This window comes from Hymenobacter guriensis, from assembly GCF_015773195.1.
Lineage (GTDB): Bacteria > Bacteroidota > Bacteroidia > Cytophagales > Hymenobacteraceae > Hymenobacter > Hymenobacter guriensis.
The window spans coordinates 81,405-101,501 of record NZ_JADWYK010000005.1; the positions used below are offsets into that span (position 1 = coordinate 81,405).

A 20,097-nucleotide genomic window follows, 5' to 3' on the forward strand; every position below is an offset into this window, starting at 1 on the left:
GGATGAGAAGGTTAAACAGATGTTCGCCAATGATGACGAATTAAAAGGAGAAGCGGCACAGCAAAGGTGCTGGTGAAGGCAATACGCAATACAAAATTCTCCCAGCTCTTGCCGCGCGGGTTCAGTATAATTTCGAGGGCTAGCAGCAAAAGTAGCAGCCCCATCTGCACCCCAGCAGTTACGAGCAGCTGCTTCTTAAAGCCAAAAGGCTCGGGTCGCTGGGCGGAACGAGTGAGCAGCAGGTAAATACCCTTGAACAACAGCAGAAAAATACTGTCAAAAAACAGTACAGCTAAAGGGATGGTGATTCCGGCAAACATAGCAGCAGGTTATCGGGCGCAAATTCCCTTATAGGGGCACCACTGGCACACGTCCAGGTCGTCGGTCTTGCGGATATGCTCCTTGGGGTCGAGCATGCGGTCTACCAGGCGGCGCATGGCCTCGTTGCTGGACTGTTCGAAGGATAGCTCATCGGTGGTCAGAAAGGATAGGTCGGCTTCGAGCGGGGTGGGGTCGGGGCTGCGCAGGGGCACAATGGCGGCCTGGGCAGCCGGGTAGCCCAGCTGCGCCAGCATAAGGCGGTAAAGCCAGAGCTGCCGCACTTTCTCAGCTCCGCCCCCGGCCTCCGTTACCAGCCGCTCCAGGGCTTCCTGGGGCGTGTACTTTTTGCGGGCACTGCCCAGCAGATTGAGGCCCCCGCCGTGCACGGCCCCGGTTTTGTAGTCGATGATGCGGCGCTGACCGTTGGGCAGTTCGTCTACTCGGTCGGCATAGCCTACTAGGCGCACCGCTACCTGCTCTCCGGCACTGGTTTCGACGAACACCGTTCCGAAAAGCTGCTGCTCCAGGCCCACCACCCGCAGGGGCCCTTCCTCGGCAATCTGCTGGGCCAGGGAGTCGAGGTAGCGGTCTACCAGATGCACGCCCACACCGCGCAGCACGTGGTTGAGGCCTTCGTCGGGCAGCTGCTGGCGCGGGGCTGCGGCTTCCTCGCCATCTTCCAGGGCCAGGCCCCGCTCCAGCAGCTCGGCAACCTGGGGCTTCCAGCTGGCAATGTCTTCCGCCGTTATCGGCTTGCTTTCCGCCACGAACGGGGTCATCAGATGCTCCAGCACGAAGTGCACGGCCGTGCCGAACACGTCGGCGCCCAGGTCCTCGGCTACGCCCTCCTGCTCCTGAAACTTGGCAATGCGCGAGAAGTAAAACCGCAGCGAGCAGGTCAGAAACTCGTTCAGCGCCGAGGCCGACAAGCCCCGCTCCAACAGCCCGCGGATGGCCCCGCGCATCTCGTAGTCCTTTTCCAGCACCAGGTCGCCCTCGTATTTCTGGTTGCCTTCCGAGCCGCGCGCAATTTCGCCTCCCACCTGCTGCCCGCTGGGTAGTACCGTAGCGGTAGCCGTCAGGTCGAGCAGCTCCAGGCCGGGGTTCTGAGCAGCTAAGTCGTGCTGAATCTGCAGGAGAAAACGGCTTCTTTCCCCGGCCTGCACGCCCTCGGCGCCGGGCAGAATGTACACCAGATCTACCCGCCGGGCCCGCTGGAGCAAGCGCCAGAACTGGTGACTGGTAGCTGCCTCGTGCTCGGCGTAGGTGGGCATGCCGTACTTGGTAAGCACATCGTAGGGAAACAGGGAGTTGTTGCGCTTGGGCGCGGGCAGAATCTGCTCGTTGCAGCTCAGGATGATGATGTGGTCGAAGTCGAGGGCGCGGGTTTCCAGCAGGCCCATTACCTGCACCTGCGCAATCGGCTCCCCGGCAAAAGGCAGGCGGGTGCGCGTCATCTGCTCGTAGAGAAACCGCCGGAAAGAGCGCACCGAGGGCCGTTGGGTGCGGCAGTCGAAGGCCGAATCGAGCTGGCGCACCAGGGTGTAGAACAGGTAGAGGTACTCGGCTTCGATGGCCGTGTGCTCCTGCTGGTATACGTCGCGCAGCAGCTCAATCACCTCGTAGCAGGCTTGCACCACGTCGTCGCAGTTGCGCCAGGGACGGAACAGGGCTTCTACCAGCGGGTGGTGGCGGCCCAGCTCGCGCAGCTCGGCTTCGGTGAGCAGCACGGCGTTGCGCTTCACAATCTGCCGGCAGATGTCGTCCAGCACGCCGTGAAACGCAGCTTGCTCGGGCTGGGTGTCGAGCCAGTTTTCGTAGCGGCGCAGGAAGGGGTGGGCCAGCAGCTTCGTGACGGTGAGGTGGTGGTAGCGCCGGATGCCGTAGTCGGAGCTGGTTTCGCCCTCCCGGATGCCGGTCAGGTGCACCTCGAACAGCAAATCAATCAGATTGAATAAGGGCGTGCTGCGGAAGCTCAGGCCCATTGTCACGTTGAACTGGGGCACCTGCTCGGGCGGCAGGCCGTGCAGCACCGGCAAGAGCAAGGTTTCGTCGGGCAGCACCACGGCCACCGAGGCCCGGGGGGCGGTGTGCAGGCCTTCCATCACCAGCTGCCCGGCCACTTTGCCCTGCATGGAGTTGTTGGCCACCCCTATAAACCGGACGCGGCGGGGTAGGGTGCGCAGCAGATCCTCAGCGCCCATTTCCCCAAACCCAAATGCCGTGGGCGGCAAATCCAGCGAGTCTGCCAGCTGGCGGAAAGGCTGCCCGGCGCGGTTGGGCGAGTCGCCGTCGAGGTAGAACCGGTCGGTGTCGAAGCGCACCTCAGCCTTGCGCTCCTTCAGCAGCAGCTTGAGTAGGCGGCGCTCGGCCTTCGACAGCACGCCCAAGCCCAGGAAAACGTGCTGGGGTACTTGCTCGGGGGCGGCCTGCAGGCGCTTCTGCAGGGCATCCACGGCCAGGCGGTAGGCCAGGCCCGGGTAGGCCAGGTGCTGCTCCTTCAGGCGGCGGCGCAGGCGGCGGTATACTTTCTCCAGGTCGTCCCAGAAGCGAAACCAGGCGGCTGTGGCCGAGGCCGGGGCCGGTGAGTCGCTGAGGTCCCAGCGTTCCAGGGCCTTGGCTTCGGACAGGTACTCAAACAGGTTGCTAGCGTCGGCCAGGTTCTGGTCGAGGGCCGAAAAGTCGTCGAGCAGCAGGCGCGACCAGCCGGTGAACAAGTCAAAATCCAGCTTGGGGTCGATTTCCCGCAGGATGTCGAAGAGCAGCAGCTGCAGGGCAATGGGCTCTTCCACCTGCACGCCGGCCAACTCCACCATGTAGTCTTCCATGGCCGCCACGCGCGGGCTCCACAGGGCCTCGCCCTTGGGGGCGGCCAGGGCCAACTCGTTTTTCAGGTAGACCACGGCCCGGCGCGTAGGCACCACCACCACCAGGTCCGACAACTCCGCGCCCGAAAAGCGGCTCAGCAGATCCTGGGCGGCCTGGCGCAGAAAGGGTTGCAGGGCAGCGGTAGGGTCAGCAGGTTCGGCAAGGGGTAGGGCAGCAGGGGCAGGGCGGGGCGTCATACTGAGTAAAGATACGGAGGGTGGATTCAGCCACGACGGATTTTTCTACCTTGACAAGGGAAACGCCATATCAAGATCAAGATGTATATAACTCGTTTTTTTCAATTGCTTTTCGTGGTGGGTATGATGAGTGGTTGCTACTGCCCAGGGGCTAAGGAACAGCAGAAATTAGTGGAACTCACGAATACGGCCCGTTCCTGGCTACCACGATCAGGTGCCCAAACAGCAGTGTTCCAAAATTCCAGCGGCGAACAGCAAACGTTAAGGTTGACAAGCTACACAGACTCAGTAGAAGAGAAGTTTCTGGGTGATGAATGTCCCGAAGGCCGGCAAGAAGTGATTCGAGGGCGCTGGGCTAGTGCCGCATGGCCTGATTCCATTACCATAACTATAATAAACGGGACCTATGTGATATCGGAAAGTGCGTCAGTATTTGTCAACTATCACTCCGATAAGCAGCAAATAGGTACCAATGCAGAATTTTATGAAACGGCCATTTACCCCAGTATTACCCTCAATGGCAGAGTGTTTTCGGACGTGGTGACTTCTAAATGCAGAAGCTGTAAGGATCCAAAAAATCAGTTTACAACGCTGTACGTGGCGAAGGCGCAGGGCCCAGTGGGGCTATATGTAGGCGGTAGCCTCTGGGTGCGGCAGTAACAGAAAAGGAATACAGCCTTAGTCAGAAGCTAGCTATGTCCGTCATTGTCACCATCCAAGAGCAGCCAGCCAAGCCAGAAAACCAGTTCAAGCTAGGGCTGCTGAAAGTGGTAGCGGTAATACTGCTACCCATCTGGCTGCCGTTACTGCCGTTGTTTCTACTGGGCCTTGCGTTGGTATTCGGCTTTCAGCACCTGTGGGATAAGCTGCGCGGCACCGCGCTAACTCCAGAACCGCTGCCACCTAGCGAGCCAGTGGTTGTCTGGCAGAACGGGCAGTTAGCTGTTTTGATGCAGGATACTAACGCAGATGAGACGTTTTACGAATCCTATGCGCCCGTAATGGATGCCTGGGATGCAGAAGTTGCTCACGAATACTGTTTCTACCAGAAACTAACTATCCAACCTGCTTTGATGGGTTTGTACGGGGGTGTATGGACAAAATTCGTGCATTCCTGGGCTGATGGTGTGTTGCTCCAGCTGCTGGAAGCCGCGCCCGGCTCCGAAGCGGGCGTAACGTCCTGGCTGATCTACGTGGATGGTCGCACGCTTTCATGGCGCAAGCTGCGGGAAATCGGCCTGTACACGTTACAAGAAGTCAATCCGCCACTCACGAATCAGGTGCAGGGCTGGCGAATAAACGGTGACACGCTGACAGTACAGCTGCAGGATGAAAATCAAAACAGACCAATCCTGTAACTAGGCAAAAGCACCACCGCGGGGCACACTGGCAACGTGTGGCCCAAGCACCACACGTTGCCGGTGCCGACAGGGGTTTGCGCAGGTTGCTGGCGGCTATTCCTGGTAGGTGCTGAGCCGCTGGCGCAACAGTGGAAAGAGCACCACGCCCAGGAGAAACCCGGTAAGCAAACCGCCTAGGTGGCCAGCATTATCGACGCCCGGCAGAATGAAGCCCAACACCAGGCTGGTAAGCATAAAAAACAGATTAACGACGAGCAGCGTGCGCAATTCTACCGCCACGCTGCGCCGGAGCAGGAGCCACAAGCCAAACCCGTACAGTCCAAAAATAGCTCCCGAAGCCCCTATGCTAATGGTTGCCTCGTGCCACCACACACCGGCCAGGCTAGCGCCCAGCGCACTCAGTAGGTAAAGAACCAGCAGCCAACCCGAGCCAATAGCTTTTTCCAGCACCCAGCCGGCAAAGCCCAGCGCCACCACGTTATTGGCAAGGTGCATCAGGCCACCGTGCAGGAAGGCGCCCGTGAGCAGGCGCCAGCTTTCCCCGGCGCGTATGGCAGGCCCATAGCTGGCACCCCAGGCCAGCAGGTCCGAGCCCTGAAAAGAAACCACGCCCAGCCCGCTCAGCGCCATAATGCTATATAAAAGCAGATTGCTGTCAAGCAGAAGTGGGGTTACCCAAAAACTCTTTCTCGGGAGCAACCCGCCAGCCAATAGTTGCCAGGTTTCGTCGGGAGCCCGCTCGCCCGCCCGGAAACTCAGTATTGCATCAGTATTCAAAGAAGGAAAAAGGAGCAGGAAACCAAACAGGGCCGCCGCTATGCTGGTAGAAATCCAATACCAGCGCAACGAGTCCGCACTGCGGTTTGCAAAAGGCTCGTGTACCGCCAGCAGCACCACCGGCTCCGGTCCACCGCGGCGGCGTGGGTTTTCCGCAATGGCTGCCCGATAGCCGCGGCGGGCCTCATCGTTGTCGGTTTGCTGCAAATAGGTGAAATCATGCAAGTTCCGGCGGTCAAATTCAGCCGTGGTACGCTCAATAAAACGCTGATACTCCCGCTCTTTCTCTTCGGCGCTAAGGCGGTTACTGATTTGTTGGTGAAAGGCGGTGCCTAGCCAGGCCACAGGGCGCGCCTGTGCCGTATCGGCCACCGAGGACAGAATCGGGCAACTCACGTAGAAGGCCAGGTCCAGATGCTCGTTATGCTTGCCCGAAACCGTTATTGAAGGGTGAGCCCAGGCCCCCTGCTTGCTGATGTGGTACCTGGCCAGGGTATAATAGCGGGCCGCCGGCTGCCGGGGAAGCTGCTCAACGGACGACAATGCCTCCAGGCGGCCGGTACTGGCTACCAAATATTCCAGCAGGTTGAGGCAGGGCGCTACCAGGCCGAAGGTGGCAATCATGCCAAACAGCGTGCCCCAACTGTCGTTTTTGTTTGGAATGAGTAGTTTGAAGCGGGGGCGCAGAAAAAAGAAGGTCAGCAGCCCACCCAGGGCCACCGGCGCCCAGATAGTCATAATCTCCTGCGGCGGCTCCAGTAGTTTCAGTTGGTACACTACCCACCAGCTTATGCCACTATATAGTAAAGGGAACCCCAGCAAAAGCCCTAAAAAAGGCAGGAATATCAGGCGTAGTTTTGGCATCAAACTTCCCATGAGGTAATGTCAGGCTAATCGTACAGTAATCAGCACCCAAACTCCACCACTTCCTCCGTCTCGAAGTAGTACAGCAGTCCGCGTACGTCGGTAAAGCCCAGGCGCTTGAACAGCTGCCCGTACTGGCGCACCAGCTGCTGGTGCTGGTCGTCGGGCGGCGGCACCCGGAAGTCGAGGAGCGTGACGCGCCCCCGGCCCTGGCCCAGCCCGGGCTCAAACACCACCCGGTCGGGCTTATAGTCTTCGCGGGGCGCGCCGCCCACCAGAATTTCCCGCTCCGTCTCGGCAATAACCCCGGGCTGGAAATACGGGGCCAGCTGCGGGTGCTGCACCACCTGGCGCAGACGCTGGAGCAACTCGGGCTGCTCGCGGCGGCTTACCAGCCCCTCGGCCGTGAGCTGCCCCGCCACCCGCTCCACATCCGGGGTCATGATGACGCGGCGCAGGGCAAAGTGCAGCTTGCGGCTCCACTCGCGCTGCTGTTGCTGCTCCGAGAAGTCGAACACGGTGCTGGCGTGCCGCCGCAGCCGCAGGCGCTGCTCCCAGTCGGCCGTGCTCAGGTTGGTCAGGGCGAATTGGTTGTTAGTAGTTCGTTGTTCGTTGTTCGTTTGGGCTGGTGCCGGGCTGCCGTGGCTGAGCACGTAGGTAAGCTGTTCCTCGTTCCACTGGCCCAGGTTCTGGAGGTAGCGGAGCAGCAGCTGGGCGATGTTGGTAGCCGGGGCGGTTTCGTCCTTCGCCGATTTACCGGCGTCAGGTCTACGAGTGATGATGTACAAGCGGTGGCGGGGGCGGGTGAAGGCTACGTAGAGCAGGTTCAAAGCCTCCACGAAGGTTTTTTCGCGCTCCTCAGCGTACTGGTCCGCCAGCACGGTCTGGGCCAGCTCCTTACGCTGCTTGACTACGGCCACCGGCGGCATTTCGGCCACGGGCTTGTCCTCGGCTTCCAGCCGGCCCCAGAGGTAGGAGCCCCCGAAAGCCGAGCTGGGCTCCAGGCTCCAATCGGCCCAGGGCACGATGACCACGCCGTAGGCCAGGCCCTTGGCCTTGTGCACCGTGGTGATGGTGACGGCCCCACCGCGCCCGGCCGGGGCGTTGATGCTCAGGTTGCTTTTGCGCTGGTCCCAGTAAGCCAGGAAGTTGCCCAGGTTGTTGCCGAAGCGCAGGGAGTATTCCAGGGTCAGATCCAGAAAGCGGAACAGGTACTCGCTTTCCTCGCGCCGGTGCAGCAGACCAAACAAGCCCATCAGCTTCTCACTCAGCTCGTAGAGGTCCAGGTTGCCGGTTTGCTTTTCCTGCACGTCGTAGCCCAGGCGGCGCAGTTCATCGAAAAATGGCTTGCTGCGCTCCTCCTTGGCAATTTCGCCGATGCGCCGGGCGCGGGTAGGAGTGGGTGGCACACCGCGCACCACTTTGTCGACCAGCAGCAGGGCTTCCACCCGGGCTAGGGAGTTGGCAGGCTGGTGCAACACCCGCAGAATAGCCACCAGCAAATTCACCACCTCGGCAAACTCCAGGGAAAGCGAATCGGCCGAGATGATGTCGTAGCCGCGCTCCTTCAGGAACTTGGCCACCCGCCGGCTTTGGTCGCGGCGGCGGCACAGCACGGCCACGTCTTCCAGCCGAAAGCCGTCGGCCAGGGCCTGCTCTACCAGGGCCAGGGTGAGGTAGAGCGTGCTTTCGTCGTAGTCAAGGGATTCAGCGCCGGTGTGACCGGGCAGCGGCTCGTCGGTGTAGCGGCCTTCGGCAGGGCGGTACAGGCGGGCGGGCGCATCGGGCTGCGTAAGCAGGATTTCGACGTGGGCCGGCGAGGTAGAGCTGGCAGATTCGGGGGCCTGCTGGCCGAAATGCTCGTCGTAGATCTGCTGCACCAGCTCCAGCTGGGGGTGGCTCTGCGAGACGTGGGTGAAAAAGTCGTTGTTGAACTGGATGATCTGCGGGCCCGAGCGGTAGTTGGTTTGCAGAGAGGCTGGTTCCAGCGCACCTTCCAGCCCGAAGTAGCGCGCTTCCAGAATGTCGCGGGTTTCCTCGTCCTGGGCACGGTTGATGAGCGGCAGCGTGTGACCCTGGTAAAGGCGCAGGATCTGCTCCATCTCGCCCCCGCGCCAGCGGTAAATGGCCTGCTTGGCGTCGCCCACGGCCAGACTCAGGTTGCCACCGGCCACGGCGTTTTCCACCAGCGGTAACAGGTTGTTCCACTGCAGCTCCGAGGTGTCCTGAAACTCGTCGATGAGCAGGTGCTGGTATTTCTCGCCCAGCCGCTCGTATAGAAACGGCACTGGCTCGCGCAGCACTATCTGGGCCAGCCGACGGTTGAACTCGCCAATGAGCACCACGTTGCGGTCCTGGCTTACCTGCTGCACGGCCTTGCTCAACTCACTCAGCAGCGAAATATGAAACAGCTGTGGCAGCATGCCCTCAATCAGCAGGTACTGGCTCAGGTACTGGTCGCGGCGCTGCTCCAGCTCCTGAAATACCTCGGTTAGCTCCCCGGCTACGGCTTCCAGCGCGGGTTTCAGGGGCCCTTTCATAGCCTCGGCGCTGCCCCACTTGCCTGTCTCCGCCGCCTTGCGGGCCGTGCTGGTGGGTGTCCCAGCGGGGTCTTCGAGCCAGCGCAGGGGCTTGGTGAAGTGGGAATGGATGCCCCGGCTGCCGCCGGCCAGCTGATCGGGCACCAAGCCGTGCTGGGCCAGGGTGGCCACGGCCCGGTCGCCAAGGGCCTGCATGTCGGCCTGGATTTGCTCCCGGCGCTGCTTGAGCGTTTTGTGCAGGGTGCGGAACTCCTTCAGCTCCATCTGCTGCAGCTGGCCCACGGCCTCGTGCACCGACTCATTCAGCAGAAACTTGCCGAAGCGCATCATCTCGTCGGGCAGCTGGTTCCAGCTGCGGCCTTCCTCGGCCTTGCTCAGGGCATACTCCTGCAGGGTGCGCGTGAGCAGGGCGTGCTCCTCCCCGCGGTTTACCTTATCCAGCAGCAAAGCCACCGCCGCGTGCAGCACCGATTCGTCGTCCAGCTCCACCTCGAAGGCAGCCGGCAAGCCCAGCTCCCGCGTGAAAGCCTGCACCACCCGCTGCACAAACGAGTCAATGGTACTCACGGCGAAGTCGGCGTAGTGGTAGAGCACCAGCTTGAACGTTTGCTGGGCCCGGCGGCGCAGCTGCTGCTGGCGCTGCTCGGGCGTGTCTAGTGTGCGGGGCAGCAGGCCGTCGGCGTACAGTTCCTCGGCCAACTCGGCCAGCAAGGCGTCGGCTTTGGTGTCAACGCCGGGGTTGGAAAACCCGCGCAGGGCCCCAATAATGCGCTCCTTCATTTCGGCCGCGGCGGCGTTGGTGAAGGTAATGGCCAGAATGCTTTTGTAGTAGCCCGCTTCGTTGGCACCCAGGGCCAGCCGCAGGTATTCCTTGGTAAGCTGGTAGGTTTTGCCGGAGCCGGCAGAAGCGGAATAGATGCGGAAGGTAGCGGACATTGGGAATCGGGTGGGCGGCTTGGTAAAGGTCGCAGGATTGCGTTAATTGAAACGATAAAAGCTACTTCCACCTCATGCTACGCTATATTCACACGGCCAAGCCGCATTGGAATTACTTACTGATTCTTCTATTCATGCTTCTGTTAGCCTGCACCCTGGATTCGCAGTTTGAGAAGGGCGGGATGGAAGAGAACAACAAGTACATTTTAGTTACAGGGGTTGTCCTCGCCTGCTATTTGCTGCCGGGTCAGGCTAAGCACATTACGTTGGCTGAGAAGCTTGTTCTACCGATAGTGTTAGCACCCTTTGCCTTTTTTACCGGGATGATATTTGGCGATATACTGCTATATGGACTTAATATATTGACTGGTGATTATACACCTGATGACTTAGAATATGCCTCACGTCAAACTTTGCTGTTAGCTGATTTCCTGTGGTATGCCTGCACAATTCTTGGTTATATGCTACTAACAAAAGCCTTTCGCGCACTTTTCTATCTCAACCTGCGGGACTAACTGATACTAAACCGCTTCCCACACCCGCGCCGCCACCTCCGGCATGATGCGCATGGGCCGCATGGTCTTCGGGTCCAGGAGCACCCACTGGGTTTCGGCCTCGCAGAGCAGCTTGCCATCCGCAGCCCGCTCAATGCGCACGTGCCGTTGCGAGGTCACGCCTTCCATTTTTGAGACCCAGGTGGTGCAGCGCAGCTCGTCGCCGAGCAGGGCGGGGGCGAGGTAGCGGATATGATGTTCACGCACCACCCACACGTAGTTGGGCTGCTCCTCGGCGGGCGTAGCAGTCAGCCAGTGCGCCCCGGCCGTGTCCTGCACCCACTGCACGTAGCGCACGTTGTTGGCGTGGTTCAGCGCGTCGATATCCTCGGGCTGTACCGTGATAAAGTGCGTAAAGCGGAAAGGTTCGGGAGCGGTAGTCATAGGCAGTAGGATGAGCGACCAAAGCTAACAGGTTTCGTTAGGCTCTGTAGCCAATCCTTCAGGTGGTTGGTTGCATCCAGCGGTGCAATATTCAGGGAATCAACAACTAACCAGATTAAATACAGGCTTAGATAGCCATTGCCATAAATAATCCGTACCTTTGCAGCCGCATTTGAGAACGGCCACGTTCCGCGCAGCTTGTGAGCTGCCTCGTAAAAACCTGTTGGGCCGGCTTTGTCTTCCGTCCGTTGCTTCCGTCACTTGTCGTTGTGTAGAGTGGGAGAAGAGCGTCGCTGAATCCGCTGTTTTCAGAGCTATAGTCTCCACTCCATTATCACCGACATGGAACAAGAAAAGGTAAAAATGAAATTCAGCGAGCTGACCCTCTCTGAAGAAATGCAGCGCGCCATTGCTGAAGTTGGGTACGAAGAAGCTTCCCCCATTCAGGAGGCCGCCATTCCCGTGATGCTGCAGGGCCGCGACGTCATCGGGCAGGCCCAGACGGGCACCGGCAAAACCGCCGCTTTCTCCATCCCCGCCATCGAGCTGGTCGACACCGACTCCCGCGAGGTGCAGGCCATTGTGCTCTGCCCCACCCGCGAGCTGGCCGTGCAGGTTTCCGGCGAAATTCAGAAGCTGGGCAAATACAAGCGTGGCCTGGCCGTAGTGCCGATTTACGGCGGTAGCTCCTACGACCGGCAGTTCCGCGCCCTGGAGCGCGGTGTGCAGATCGTGATTGGTACGCCCGGCCGCGTGATGGACCACATCGAGCGGGGTACCCTCAAGCTGGATGCCTGTAAGATGATCATCCTCGACGAAGCCGACGAAATGCTCGACATGGGATTCCGCGACGACATCGAGACGGTGCTCAAGAAAATGCCCGAGCAGCGCCAGACGGTGTTCTTCTCGGCTACCATGAGCAAGCCGATCATGGAGATGACCAAGCGCTACCAGAAGGATCCGCAGATCGTGAAGGTCAACCATCAGGAAATGACGGTGACCAACATCGAGCAGAGCTACTTCGAGGTGCGTGGTCCCCAGAAGAAAGACGTGCTAACGCGCCTCATCGACATGTATAACATCAAGTCGGGCATCGTCTTCGCCAACACCAAGCGCATGGTGGATGAGATTGTGGGCGACCTGCAAGCCAAAGGCTACTTCGCCGAAGGGCTGCACGGCGACATGGGCCAGCAGCAGCGCCAGAACACCCTCGACAAATTCCGCAAAGGCACCCTGGAAATTCTCGTAGCCACCGACGTAGCCGCCCGCGGCATCGACGTGGAGAACGTGGAAGTAGTCGTAAACTACGACCTGCCCGCCGACGAGGAATACTACGTGCACCGCATCGGCCGCACGGGCCGCGCCGGCAAAACCGGCAAGGCCTTCACCTTCGTGAGCGGCCGCGACATCTACAAGTTGCGCGACATCATGCGCTTCACCAAGGCCACCATCAAGCAGGAGCGCGTGCCCAGCTTCGAAGATGTGTCGGAGGTGAAAACCACGCTCATGCTCAACTCCATCAAGGAGGTAATTGAAAAGGGTAACCTGGACAAATACATAGCCCGCGTGCAGCGCCTCATCGATCAGGACCAGGAAGACGGTGTTACGTCCTTGGACGTAGCTGCTGCCCTGCTGAAAATGACGATGAAGGAAGACAAGCGCGCCCAGGAGAGCCTCGACGCCAGCCGCACCCAGGGTGCTGCCCGCCCAGGCTTCACGCGCCTCTTCGTCACGATGGGCAAGAAAGACCGCCTGCATCCCCGCGACATCGTGGACCTGATTGCCGAAAACACCAGCCTCACGGCCGGTAAAGTCGGTGACATTGCCCTCTACGACAAGTTCAGCTTCGTGGAAGTGCCCAATGAATTCGTAGAGGAAATTATCAGCCAGCTGGGCCGTAGCACCATTCAGGGCCGGCCGGTAGCCTTCAACATTGCTACGCCCCGCCAGGAAGGTGATGCGCAGCAGGAAGGTGGCAACCGCGGCGGCTTCGGTGGCGGTGAGCGTCCTCGTCGGGGCCCGGGTGGCTTTGGCGGTGGCGAGCGTCGTGAAGGCGGCTTCGGTGGCAACCGCGGAGGCGGAAGCTACGGCGGCAACCGCGGAGGTGGCTCCTACGGTGAGCGTCGCGAAGGCGGCAGCTCCTTTGGCGGCAACCGTGGAGGTGGCTCTTATAGCGGCAACCGCAGCGGCAGCTCTTACGGCGGTGACCGTCGGGAGGGTGGTAGCTCCTATGGTGGCAACCGCGGAGGCGGCAGCTACAGTGGTGGTTATAAAGGCAAGCGCGAAGACAACAACTTCGACGAGTAGAACGACGGAACCACGGATTCGCCCGGATTTTTCGAATTCCACGAATTTCGTGGACGATTCTTCTAAACAAAAAAGCCTCGCACACTGCGAGGCTTTTTTGTTTTGTTGCACATGTCAACCTGAGCGCCGCGAAGGACCTGATTACGTTACAACAACTTGTTAAGCAGAGAACAGGATACGGTAAGGCTCTACGCCCAGGATGATAGTGAAAGGGCGTAAGCAAGAAACAAAAAGGCCGCGCACTATGCGAGGCCTTTTTGTTTACCGAATGTGTTTTCCACAAAATCCGTGGAATCCGAAAAATCCGGGCGAATCCGTGGTTCTTACTTAGCCGAGTCGCGCAGTGCCTTGATAGTGTCGTGGGCTTCGCGGATACCGCTGGCCTGCTTCTGAATAACCGATTTCAGGTCGGCAGGCAGGTCCTGGGCTTCGGCGGCTTTATTGTAGGCCGCTTTGGCGTAGTCTTCGCCCCGCTCACACTCGTTCAGAATGCTCTTGTTGTCTTTGCTGGTGAGGGCCCCTTTTAGGTTGATCCAGGCGCGGTGTACTGTACCCGTCACCGAAGATTCTTCGTCGGGCTTCAGGTTGAGCTTGAACATCTGGTCTTCCAACTCGGTGATGAATTCGGAGCGTTGCGCGGCGTATTTTTTGAAGGTTTCCTTCAGCTGGGTATCTTCTACGTCGGTCATAGCTTCGGCGTAGCCTTTCTGCCCATCTTTCAGGGTTTCAATCAGTTCGTTTACGAGGGCTTGGGTGACTTTGGCTTCCATGATCTGAGAATAGTTTTGGATGTGGGAAAGAGAAACTATAGCTTCCTTTACTGCCAAAACTTACGCAGGGTTGCGCGAGCGGTGAGCTGGTGAAATAGGGAGATAGTGAGTTACCATTGCGAGCAACGCGAAGCAATCCGGGCTGAGTAACGCAAAAAGCCCTGACATGTGAAACCCCTGATGCTAGTACTGACCTCAGGAACTGTGTGGTAGAAGAACGAGTCTGGTGCTGTACAGGACGGATGGCTTCGCGTTGCTCGCCATGCCAGTGTTTATCCACCTCGTAAACGCACTATCTCCCTATTTCACCCGCTCACCCATAGCCCGGCCAGCCAGGTAGCCGGTCGTCCAGGCGGCCTGGAAGTTGAAGCCCCCGGTGATGCCGTCGATATCCAGCACTTCGCCGGCGAAGTGCAGGCCTGGCACCACGCGGCTTTCCATGGTTTGCATGTTCACCTCGCTAAGGGTGATACCTCCGCAGGTCACAAACTCCTCTTTGTAGGTGGTTTTGCCTTGCATGGGGAGTGAAGTGCGCAACAGGCTTTCGATGAGCCGGTTCTGCAGCTTGGCAGGTAGCTCGTTCCAGCGCGTATCTGCGCCAATGCCGGCCTGCTCCGCCAGGGTACGCCACAGCCGCTGGGGCAGCCCAAAAAGCGGATTGGTCAATACCGTTTTCTTGCCGTGCAGGTTCCGGTAGTCCTGCAGATGCTGGCGTAGAGTTTCTTCCGTAAAATCCGGAATCCAGTTGATGAGGGCCGTGCTTTGGTATTTGAGGTCGTGGAGGCGGCGGGCGCCCCAGGCTGAGAGCTTGAGCACCGCGGGGCCGCTAACGCCCCAGTGCGTGACCAGTACCGGGCCTTCATATTCCAGCTTTTCGCCCGCAATGCGCACCCGGGCGCGAGGCACGCTCACGCCCGGCAGTTCCCGCAGGGGCGAGTCGGGTACGTTGAAGGTGAACAAGCTAGGCACGGGCTCCTGAATGGTGTGCCCCAACTGCCGCAGCCAGTCGTACTGCGCGCTTTTTGGGGCACCGCCGGTGGCTATCAGGAGCCGTGCTACCTGCAGCTCGGGTAACTGCGGGTTGGAAAGCATAAGTTGGAAACCACCTTCGGGCAGCGGCGCAATCTGCTCGGCCGCCGTGTGCGTGAGAACCTGCACGCCGGCTTTGCGGGCGGCCTCCAGCAAACACTGCGCAATAGTTTCCGACGAATCGGTAGTCGGGAACATGCGGCCGTCGGCTTCCGTCTTGAGGCGTACGCCCCGCCGCTCAAACCAGCGCACCGTATCTACGGCCCCGAATTGCTTGAACGGCTCCTTCAGCTGCCGAGCCCCGCGTGGGTAGTGCTGCACGAGCTGGGCGGGCGTGTCGGCGGCGTGCGTCACGTTGCAGCGGCCGCCTCCCGAAATGCGCACTTTGCTCAGCAGCTTGCCCGTTTTTTCGAGCAGGTAAACGGTCAGGCTAGGATTGGCCTCGGCGCAGGCAATAGCCCCGAAAAAGCCCGCCGCGCCCCCACCCAGCACCGCCACCGTCGAAGAAAAATCATTCACGCCGCAAAGATACGCCGCGCGGGTTCAGTTACCTGTTGACAGTTGCCGGGCGAGTTCATCTATCAGCTGGGCAACTGGAAACGGGCAACTGAACGCGGGCAGCTCAGCAAAAGGGTAGAGCCGCCAGCAGGTCGTCGTGCTGAAAGGAGTAGCCCGTGAGCTGCCGCAGTTGAGTGCTGTCGATAGTTTTGCCACCGGCTTCTTCGGGCAGAAACGTAGGTGGCTCCAGACCCAAAGAACGTGCGGCGGCCGGGTAAAACTCGCGCCGCAACGGGTGCTGAGCGGCGCTAGCGTTCAGGGTGTAGTCCCAAAGCTGCTGCTGCAGAATGGACAGCAATGCGCCTACGCAGTCGGTGAGGTGAATGAGGTTGACGGGCGCGCTGCCCTGGGCCACCGCCTGGCGCCCTGCCAAAAAGCGGCCCGGCGCGCGGCCCGGACCAATCAGGCCCGCCATCCGAACTACGGTAGTGCGTATGCCGGGCAGTTGCATAAACAGATATTCTGCCTGAAGCAGGGGAGAAGCCGCATCGGCCGTAGCCAGCGCAGCCGCTTCCGTCTGTGGCTGGTTTATATCAGGATATACACCGGTAGAACTCACGAATAGCACCTGGCGCACTCCATACTGCTGCACGGCCGCAGCTAGGGGCCGCAACAAGTCTAAATAAGGAATGCCAGAACTAGCTCGCGGAGGTACGTTCAGGACCAGCGTTTTGGCACCGCGAAGCAGCGCGGTAAGAGCCGGGTCGTCGGCGGAAAGCTCGGGTGTGAGGCGCAGGAGGGTAGGTTGAATGCCCGCCGCCGCCAGCGTGGATAGCTTGTCGGGTGAGGTAGTGGAGCCACACACTGCGTAGCCGGCGGCCACTAGGGCCCGGGCGAGCGGGAGACCCAGCCAGCCGCAGCCCAGCACGGCAATGGTAGCGGAAGAAACAGAATCGGTCATGAAGGGCAAAGGTGTTCATAAATCTTTCCGGGGCAAGGCAAGCCGCCGAGAATTGGCAAACCATTACCTTGCACCTAACAAGTATGCAAGCATACTACCTATGGCTTCTCCCTACCGCCTTTACCCTGACTTTCCCATCGACTTTGAGGCCCGCGTGCGGGTGCTGCGGCCGGATGAAGGCGGGCGGCAACTGCCACCCTACAATGGTATCCGCTGGGACTTCAGCTACGCTCCGGTTACCTCGGGGGTGCTGCATATGATGCTGTACCCCGACTTCTACGACCCAATTACGGGCGACTCATGGCGGGAAATACCCTTGCCGGTGGATGCGTGGCTGCACGCACGGGTTAGCGTATTCTCCGAGTCTGCGCGGGCCTTTCACCAGTCCAGGATTCGCTCCGGTACCAGCTTTTACTACTGTGAGGGCAGCCGGATTGTAGCCGAAGGCACTGTTACCCGCCTGACGGGTTTGCTTGAGCCCCGGCCAAAGCCTTAATCATCGACATTACATTTCCCACTTCAACCTTCTCACCCTATGTCTGCTACTCAGCCCTACGCCCAGCCCATGCTGCGCGACAACGCCCTGCAGGGTAAAACCATTGTGGTAACCGGCGGCGGCACCGGCCTCGGCCGCGCCATGACCACCTACTTCCTGCAGTTGGGTGCCAATGTCACCATCAGCTCGCGCAAGCTGGATGTGCTGGAAAAAACGGCCGCCGAGCTACGCGAGCAGACCGGCAATGCCAACGTGCTAGCCGTGCAGTGCGACGTGCGCAAGTACGATGAAGTGGAGGCCATGCTCCAGCGTACCATCGACCAGTTCGGGGGCGTGGATGTGCTGCTCAATAATGCCGCCGGCAACTTCATCAGCCCTACCGAGCGCCTCAGCCATAAGGCGTTTGATGTGATTGTGGACATTGTGCTGAAAGGCTCCTACAACTGCACGTTGGCTTTCGGTAAGCGCTGGATTGCGGAGAAAAAGCCCGGCACCATTCTCAACATTGTTACCACCTACGCCTCCGTGGGCTCTGCCTTTGTGGTGCCCTCGGCCGCTGCCAAAGCCGGCGTGCTGGCCATGACGCGGTCCTTGGCCGTGGAGTGGGCCAAGTACGGCATCCGCTCCAATGCTATTGCCCCCGGCCCGTTCCCGACGGAAGGCGCCTGGAGCCGGCTGTTTCCCGAGCCGCTGGCTTCCAAGCTCGACCCTGCTGCCAACGTGCCGCTCAAGCGGGTGGGCAACCACCAGGAGCTGGCCAACCTGGCCGCCTACATGGTCTCGGACTTTGCCGCTTACATGAACGGCGAAGTAGTAACCCTGGACGGGGGCGAGTGGCTGAACGGTGCCGGCGAATTCAATAAGCTCGAGCTTCTCACTTCCGATATGTGGGACCATATCGAAAAAACCATGCGCCGATAACCACGGATTGGCTACGCCGAACTTCGTTTCGCACGGATTCCACGGATTCCACGGATTTTGCAGCTGGCGCAAATCCGCCTGGCTTGAAAAGCAAAAAGGGCTTGCCTTCTGGCAAGCCCTTTTTAATCGACCACAAAATCCGTGGAATCCGTGGAATCCGCGCGAAACGAAGTTCGGCGTAGCCAATCCGTGGTTTAGATCTTATACCCTTTGTAGCCTTTCTGGAACTCGGCGGGGGCAATGGGCTGGTTGGCGACGACGTCCGAAAACTCGAACTTCTCGAACAGGCCTTTGTCGTCGTGGACCTGCACCAAGGTGGGCAGGAACGTGGCTTGGTCCACGCACACAATGGTGCGGCGGCCGTAGGAGTTGGGTACCTGCACGGCCTTGCCAGCTGGTACGGTGGCCCCGTGCGAGAGGCTGTTGCGCTCCAGAATACGGTATTCGCCGCAGCCAAACTTGTCAGCAATCTGGGCTACGGTTTCGGCCTTGGTGGGCTTGTAGGTGACGTAGCGGAACTGCGGAAAATCGGAGCGGAGGATGTAGCCGGGACGGCCGGCCACGGTGGTGTCGCCGGCGTAGCGGAAGCTCCGCTCAAAGCTGTGGTCGGTGCGCTGGGCTGAGCCGTGGAGCAAATCAGCAATGGTGCCAAAGCCGGCTTGGAATACGCTGTGGTGCTGGTTGCGGCGCATCAGCGTGCCGTTGGGGTCGAGGCTGACGGTGACGTAGGGGAAGCTGTTGGGGTACACGTAGGCCTCGTTGTCGTTCTGACCCGCCACGTACAGCACTTCCACGCCTTTTTGGTTGCGCAAATACAGCCGCAACGGGCTGTAGGCTATTTTCATCTGGGTGCGGGCCTGCTGATACGTCCCGTCGATGCGCTCCTGGGCCTTCACCGTGCATCGCAGGGTTTTGAGGTGGTCGATGGAGTAGCTGAGCCGGGAAACCAGCACGGCAGTCGTCATTTTCTCGGCAGGGGCGGCGCCCAGCGCAATACCTAGCAAGGCGAAACCCGCCGTAAATCGAAGCAAAGAAGAACTCATAAAGAAGGTAGGCAACATACGACGGCGCGGGCTTGCATAAATCGGGCCGGACTAAGGTACGTGCGTAGCCGGTTAGTTCAGGCTGATGCGCGGAAAGCGCGAGGCCGTGCTGTCAAATAAAAACAATTCGTCGATTTCCACGCCCCGGAAAAAACGGTACAGTGGCAACTGCTCCACCACCAGCCGCACGGCCTCACTAGAAGCACCATTCATGGTAATCCAGCCGCGGGAGCGGTCGGCGCTGATGGCGTACACTTCCACGGCGCCTTCCTCCATCAGCTGGTTGACAAAGGAACGGTGAGCAGGAATGAGTGCCATAAACGCTTCATCGAAATACTCGGGAAGGCGCACGGTTACGACGAATCTGGCCATAGAAAAGCGGACTGCTATGGCCCGGTAACGCCGGAAAGAAACGGAAGGTTAGGCGCTAGCGGCAGAGGTAGCAACTTTTTTAAGCTTTTTGCGAAAGAGAAGCCATGCATTTTACCGTTATTACTCCTACGCACAACCGCGAGCAGTTCCTGCCAGAAGCCGTTGCCAGCGTGCAGGCCACCGTCACGGCTCCGCTCGACATCACCTTCGACCACCTCATCTGCGAAAATGCCTGCACCGACGGCACCCAGGCCTGGCTGGCGGCTCATCCGCAGGACCGCCTGAATTACCAGAGCAGCGCCACCAAGCTGCTGCCCGGTCCGGCCCGCAACCTGCTGATCCGGGCTACCGCGCCTGAAACCTGGTTGGTGCCCCTCGACGACGACGACCTGCTGCTGCAGCGCGCCATCTACCACTATGCCGCCCAGATTCAGGCCAACCCCGGCCGCCCCTGGCTGGTAGCCGATTTCCTGCGCGTAGATGAGGCGCGGCGCTACCTGCCCTCCGAAGACTACTACGCCTGGCAGTTTGATTCGCCTACCGATATGCTGCGCGCTATTTTCCGGGCCGAGCACTTCATTCAGGGCAACGTGTGCTACTCGCGCCAGCTGTTTGATGAAGTAGGCGGCTACGACGAGGAGCTGCGCATGGCCGAAGACCTGGATCTGTACGTGCGCTTTCTGCTGGCCGGGCACCTACCGGTCATCTGTCCCCACATCAGCCACCTACACCGCTTTCACCGGGCCAACGTGAGCATCGGGGTGGATGCCGCCAAGCACGGCGCCGACTTGCAGATGATTTACGATAAGTACGCCGGGCAGCTGCAGGAGCTGGGCATTGAGCGGCCGTAGAAACCACGGATTCCGGCTGATTTATCGGATTTCGCGGATTTTGTGGA

Annotated in this window: 17 protein-coding genes; 7 read left to right on the forward strand and 10 right to left on the reverse strand. The window is 59.9% G+C overall.

Annotated features, from left to right (window positions below):
- Nucleotides 1-11 precede the first annotated feature (11 nt).
- Nucleotides 12-320 carry a hypothetical protein gene (locus tag I5L79_RS10120; protein WP_196954930.1) on the reverse strand — a complete coding sequence of 103 codons (309 nt, stop codon included), beginning with the start codon at nucleotides 318-320 and terminating at the stop codon, nucleotides 12-14.
- Between the two features lie 9 nt (nucleotides 321-329).
- Nucleotides 330-3,386 (reverse strand): PD-(D/E)XK nuclease family protein, encoded by a 3,057-nt coding sequence (locus I5L79_RS10125; RefSeq protein ID WP_196954931.1) that lies wholly within the window; start codon nucleotides 3,384-3,386, stop codon nucleotides 330-332.
- A gap of 81 nt (nucleotides 3,387-3,467) precedes the next feature.
- Here I5L79_RS10125 and I5L79_RS10130 point away from each other — a divergent pair, with 81 nt between their 5' ends.
- On the forward strand, nucleotides 3,468-4,046 hold the full coding sequence (locus I5L79_RS10130; RefSeq protein WP_196954932.1) for a hypothetical protein: 579 nt from the start codon (nucleotides 3,468-3,470) through the stop codon (nucleotides 4,044-4,046).
- A gap of 35 nt (nucleotides 4,047-4,081) precedes the next feature.
- Complete coding sequence (locus I5L79_RS10135) at nucleotides 4,082-4,744, forward strand: hypothetical protein (protein WP_196954933.1); 663 nt, start codon at nucleotides 4,082-4,084, stop codon at nucleotides 4,742-4,744.
- 96 nt (nucleotides 4,745-4,840) lie between these two features.
- On the opposite strand, the gene I5L79_RS10140 is transcribed toward I5L79_RS10135, so the two are convergent.
- Together I5L79_RS10140 and I5L79_RS10145 are read right to left on the reverse strand one after the other, a co-directional pair.
- Complete coding sequence (locus I5L79_RS10140) at nucleotides 4,841-6,301, reverse strand: rhomboid family intramembrane serine protease (RefSeq protein ID WP_196954934.1); 1,461 nt, start codon at nucleotides 6,299-6,301, stop codon at nucleotides 4,841-4,843.
- Between the two features lie 128 nt (nucleotides 6,302-6,429).
- A complete protein-coding gene (locus I5L79_RS10145; protein ID WP_196954935.1) occupies nucleotides 6,430-9,864 on the reverse strand; it encodes a UvrD-helicase domain-containing protein in 3,435 nt (1,144 codons plus the stop codon).
- 134 nt (nucleotides 9,865-9,998) lie between these two features.
- Here I5L79_RS10145 and I5L79_RS10150 point away from each other — a divergent pair, with 134 nt between their 5' ends.
- A complete protein-coding gene (locus I5L79_RS10150) occupies nucleotides 9,999-10,379 on the forward strand; it encodes a hypothetical protein (protein WP_196954936.1) in 381 nt (126 codons plus the stop codon).
- Nucleotides 10,380-10,385: 6 nt separating this feature from the next.
- On the opposite strand, the gene I5L79_RS10155 is transcribed toward I5L79_RS10150, so the two are convergent.
- Nucleotides 10,386-10,802 (reverse strand): acyl-CoA thioesterase, encoded by a 417-nt coding sequence (locus I5L79_RS10155; protein ID WP_196954937.1) that lies wholly within the window; start codon nucleotides 10,800-10,802, stop codon nucleotides 10,386-10,388.
- 342 nt (nucleotides 10,803-11,144) lie between these two features.
- Between I5L79_RS10155 and I5L79_RS10160 the strand changes: the two genes are divergently transcribed.
- Entirely contained in the window at nucleotides 11,145-13,109 is a 1,965-nt protein-coding gene (locus tag I5L79_RS10160; protein ID WP_196954938.1) for a DEAD/DEAH box helicase, read from the forward strand.
- Between the two features lie 323 nt (nucleotides 13,110-13,432).
- Here I5L79_RS10160 and I5L79_RS10165 read toward each other — a convergent pair whose 3' ends face one another.
- From I5L79_RS10165 to I5L79_RS10175, 3 genes are all read right to left on the reverse strand, one after another.
- Nucleotides 13,433-13,879 carry a ferritin-like domain-containing protein gene (locus tag I5L79_RS10165; protein WP_196954939.1) on the reverse strand — a complete coding sequence of 149 codons (447 nt, stop codon included), beginning with the start codon at nucleotides 13,877-13,879 and terminating at the stop codon, nucleotides 13,433-13,435.
- A 300-nt stretch (nucleotides 13,880-14,179) separates the two neighbouring features.
- Nucleotides 14,180-15,427, reverse strand: a complete 1,248-nt coding sequence (locus I5L79_RS10170) for a BaiN/RdsA family NAD(P)/FAD-dependent oxidoreductase (RefSeq protein ID WP_317191375.1) — start codon at nucleotides 15,425-15,427, stop codon at nucleotides 14,180-14,182.
- Between the two features lie 103 nt (nucleotides 15,428-15,530).
- Nucleotides 15,531-16,367 carry an NAD(P)H-binding protein gene (locus I5L79_RS10175; RefSeq protein ID WP_196954940.1) on the reverse strand — a complete coding sequence of 279 codons (837 nt, stop codon included), beginning with the start codon at nucleotides 16,365-16,367 and terminating at the stop codon, nucleotides 15,531-15,533.
- A gap of 100 nt (nucleotides 16,368-16,467) precedes the next feature.
- Here I5L79_RS10175 and I5L79_RS10180 point away from each other — a divergent pair, with 100 nt between their 5' ends.
- Nucleotides 16,468-16,863: a hypothetical protein gene (locus I5L79_RS10180; RefSeq protein WP_196954941.1), complete on the forward strand. Its 396-nt coding sequence runs from the start codon at nucleotides 16,468-16,470 to the stop codon at nucleotides 16,861-16,863.
- A 39-nt stretch (nucleotides 16,864-16,902) separates the two neighbouring features.
- Nucleotides 16,903-17,784, forward strand: a complete 882-nt coding sequence (locus tag I5L79_RS10185; RefSeq protein WP_196954942.1) for an SDR family oxidoreductase — start codon at nucleotides 16,903-16,905, stop codon at nucleotides 17,782-17,784.
- A gap of 194 nt (nucleotides 17,785-17,978) precedes the next feature.
- On the opposite strand, the gene I5L79_RS10190 is transcribed toward I5L79_RS10185, so the two are convergent.
- Both I5L79_RS10190 and I5L79_RS10195 read right to left on the reverse strand, forming a co-directional pair.
- Nucleotides 17,979-18,827 (reverse strand): DUF1571 domain-containing protein, encoded by an 849-nt coding sequence (locus I5L79_RS10190; protein ID WP_196954943.1) that lies wholly within the window; start codon nucleotides 18,825-18,827, stop codon nucleotides 17,979-17,981.
- Between the two features lie 72 nt (nucleotides 18,828-18,899).
- Nucleotides 18,900-19,199 carry a hypothetical protein gene (locus I5L79_RS10195; protein ID WP_196954944.1) on the reverse strand — a complete coding sequence of 100 codons (300 nt, stop codon included), beginning with the start codon at nucleotides 19,197-19,199 and terminating at the stop codon, nucleotides 18,900-18,902.
- A 104-nt stretch (nucleotides 19,200-19,303) separates the two neighbouring features.
- Here I5L79_RS10195 and I5L79_RS10200 point away from each other — a divergent pair, with 104 nt between their 5' ends.
- Nucleotides 19,304-20,050 carry a glycosyltransferase family 2 protein gene (locus tag I5L79_RS10200; protein WP_196954945.1) on the forward strand — a complete coding sequence of 249 codons (747 nt, stop codon included), beginning with the start codon at nucleotides 19,304-19,306 and terminating at the stop codon, nucleotides 20,048-20,050.
- Nucleotides 20,051-20,097 lie beyond the last annotated feature (47 nt).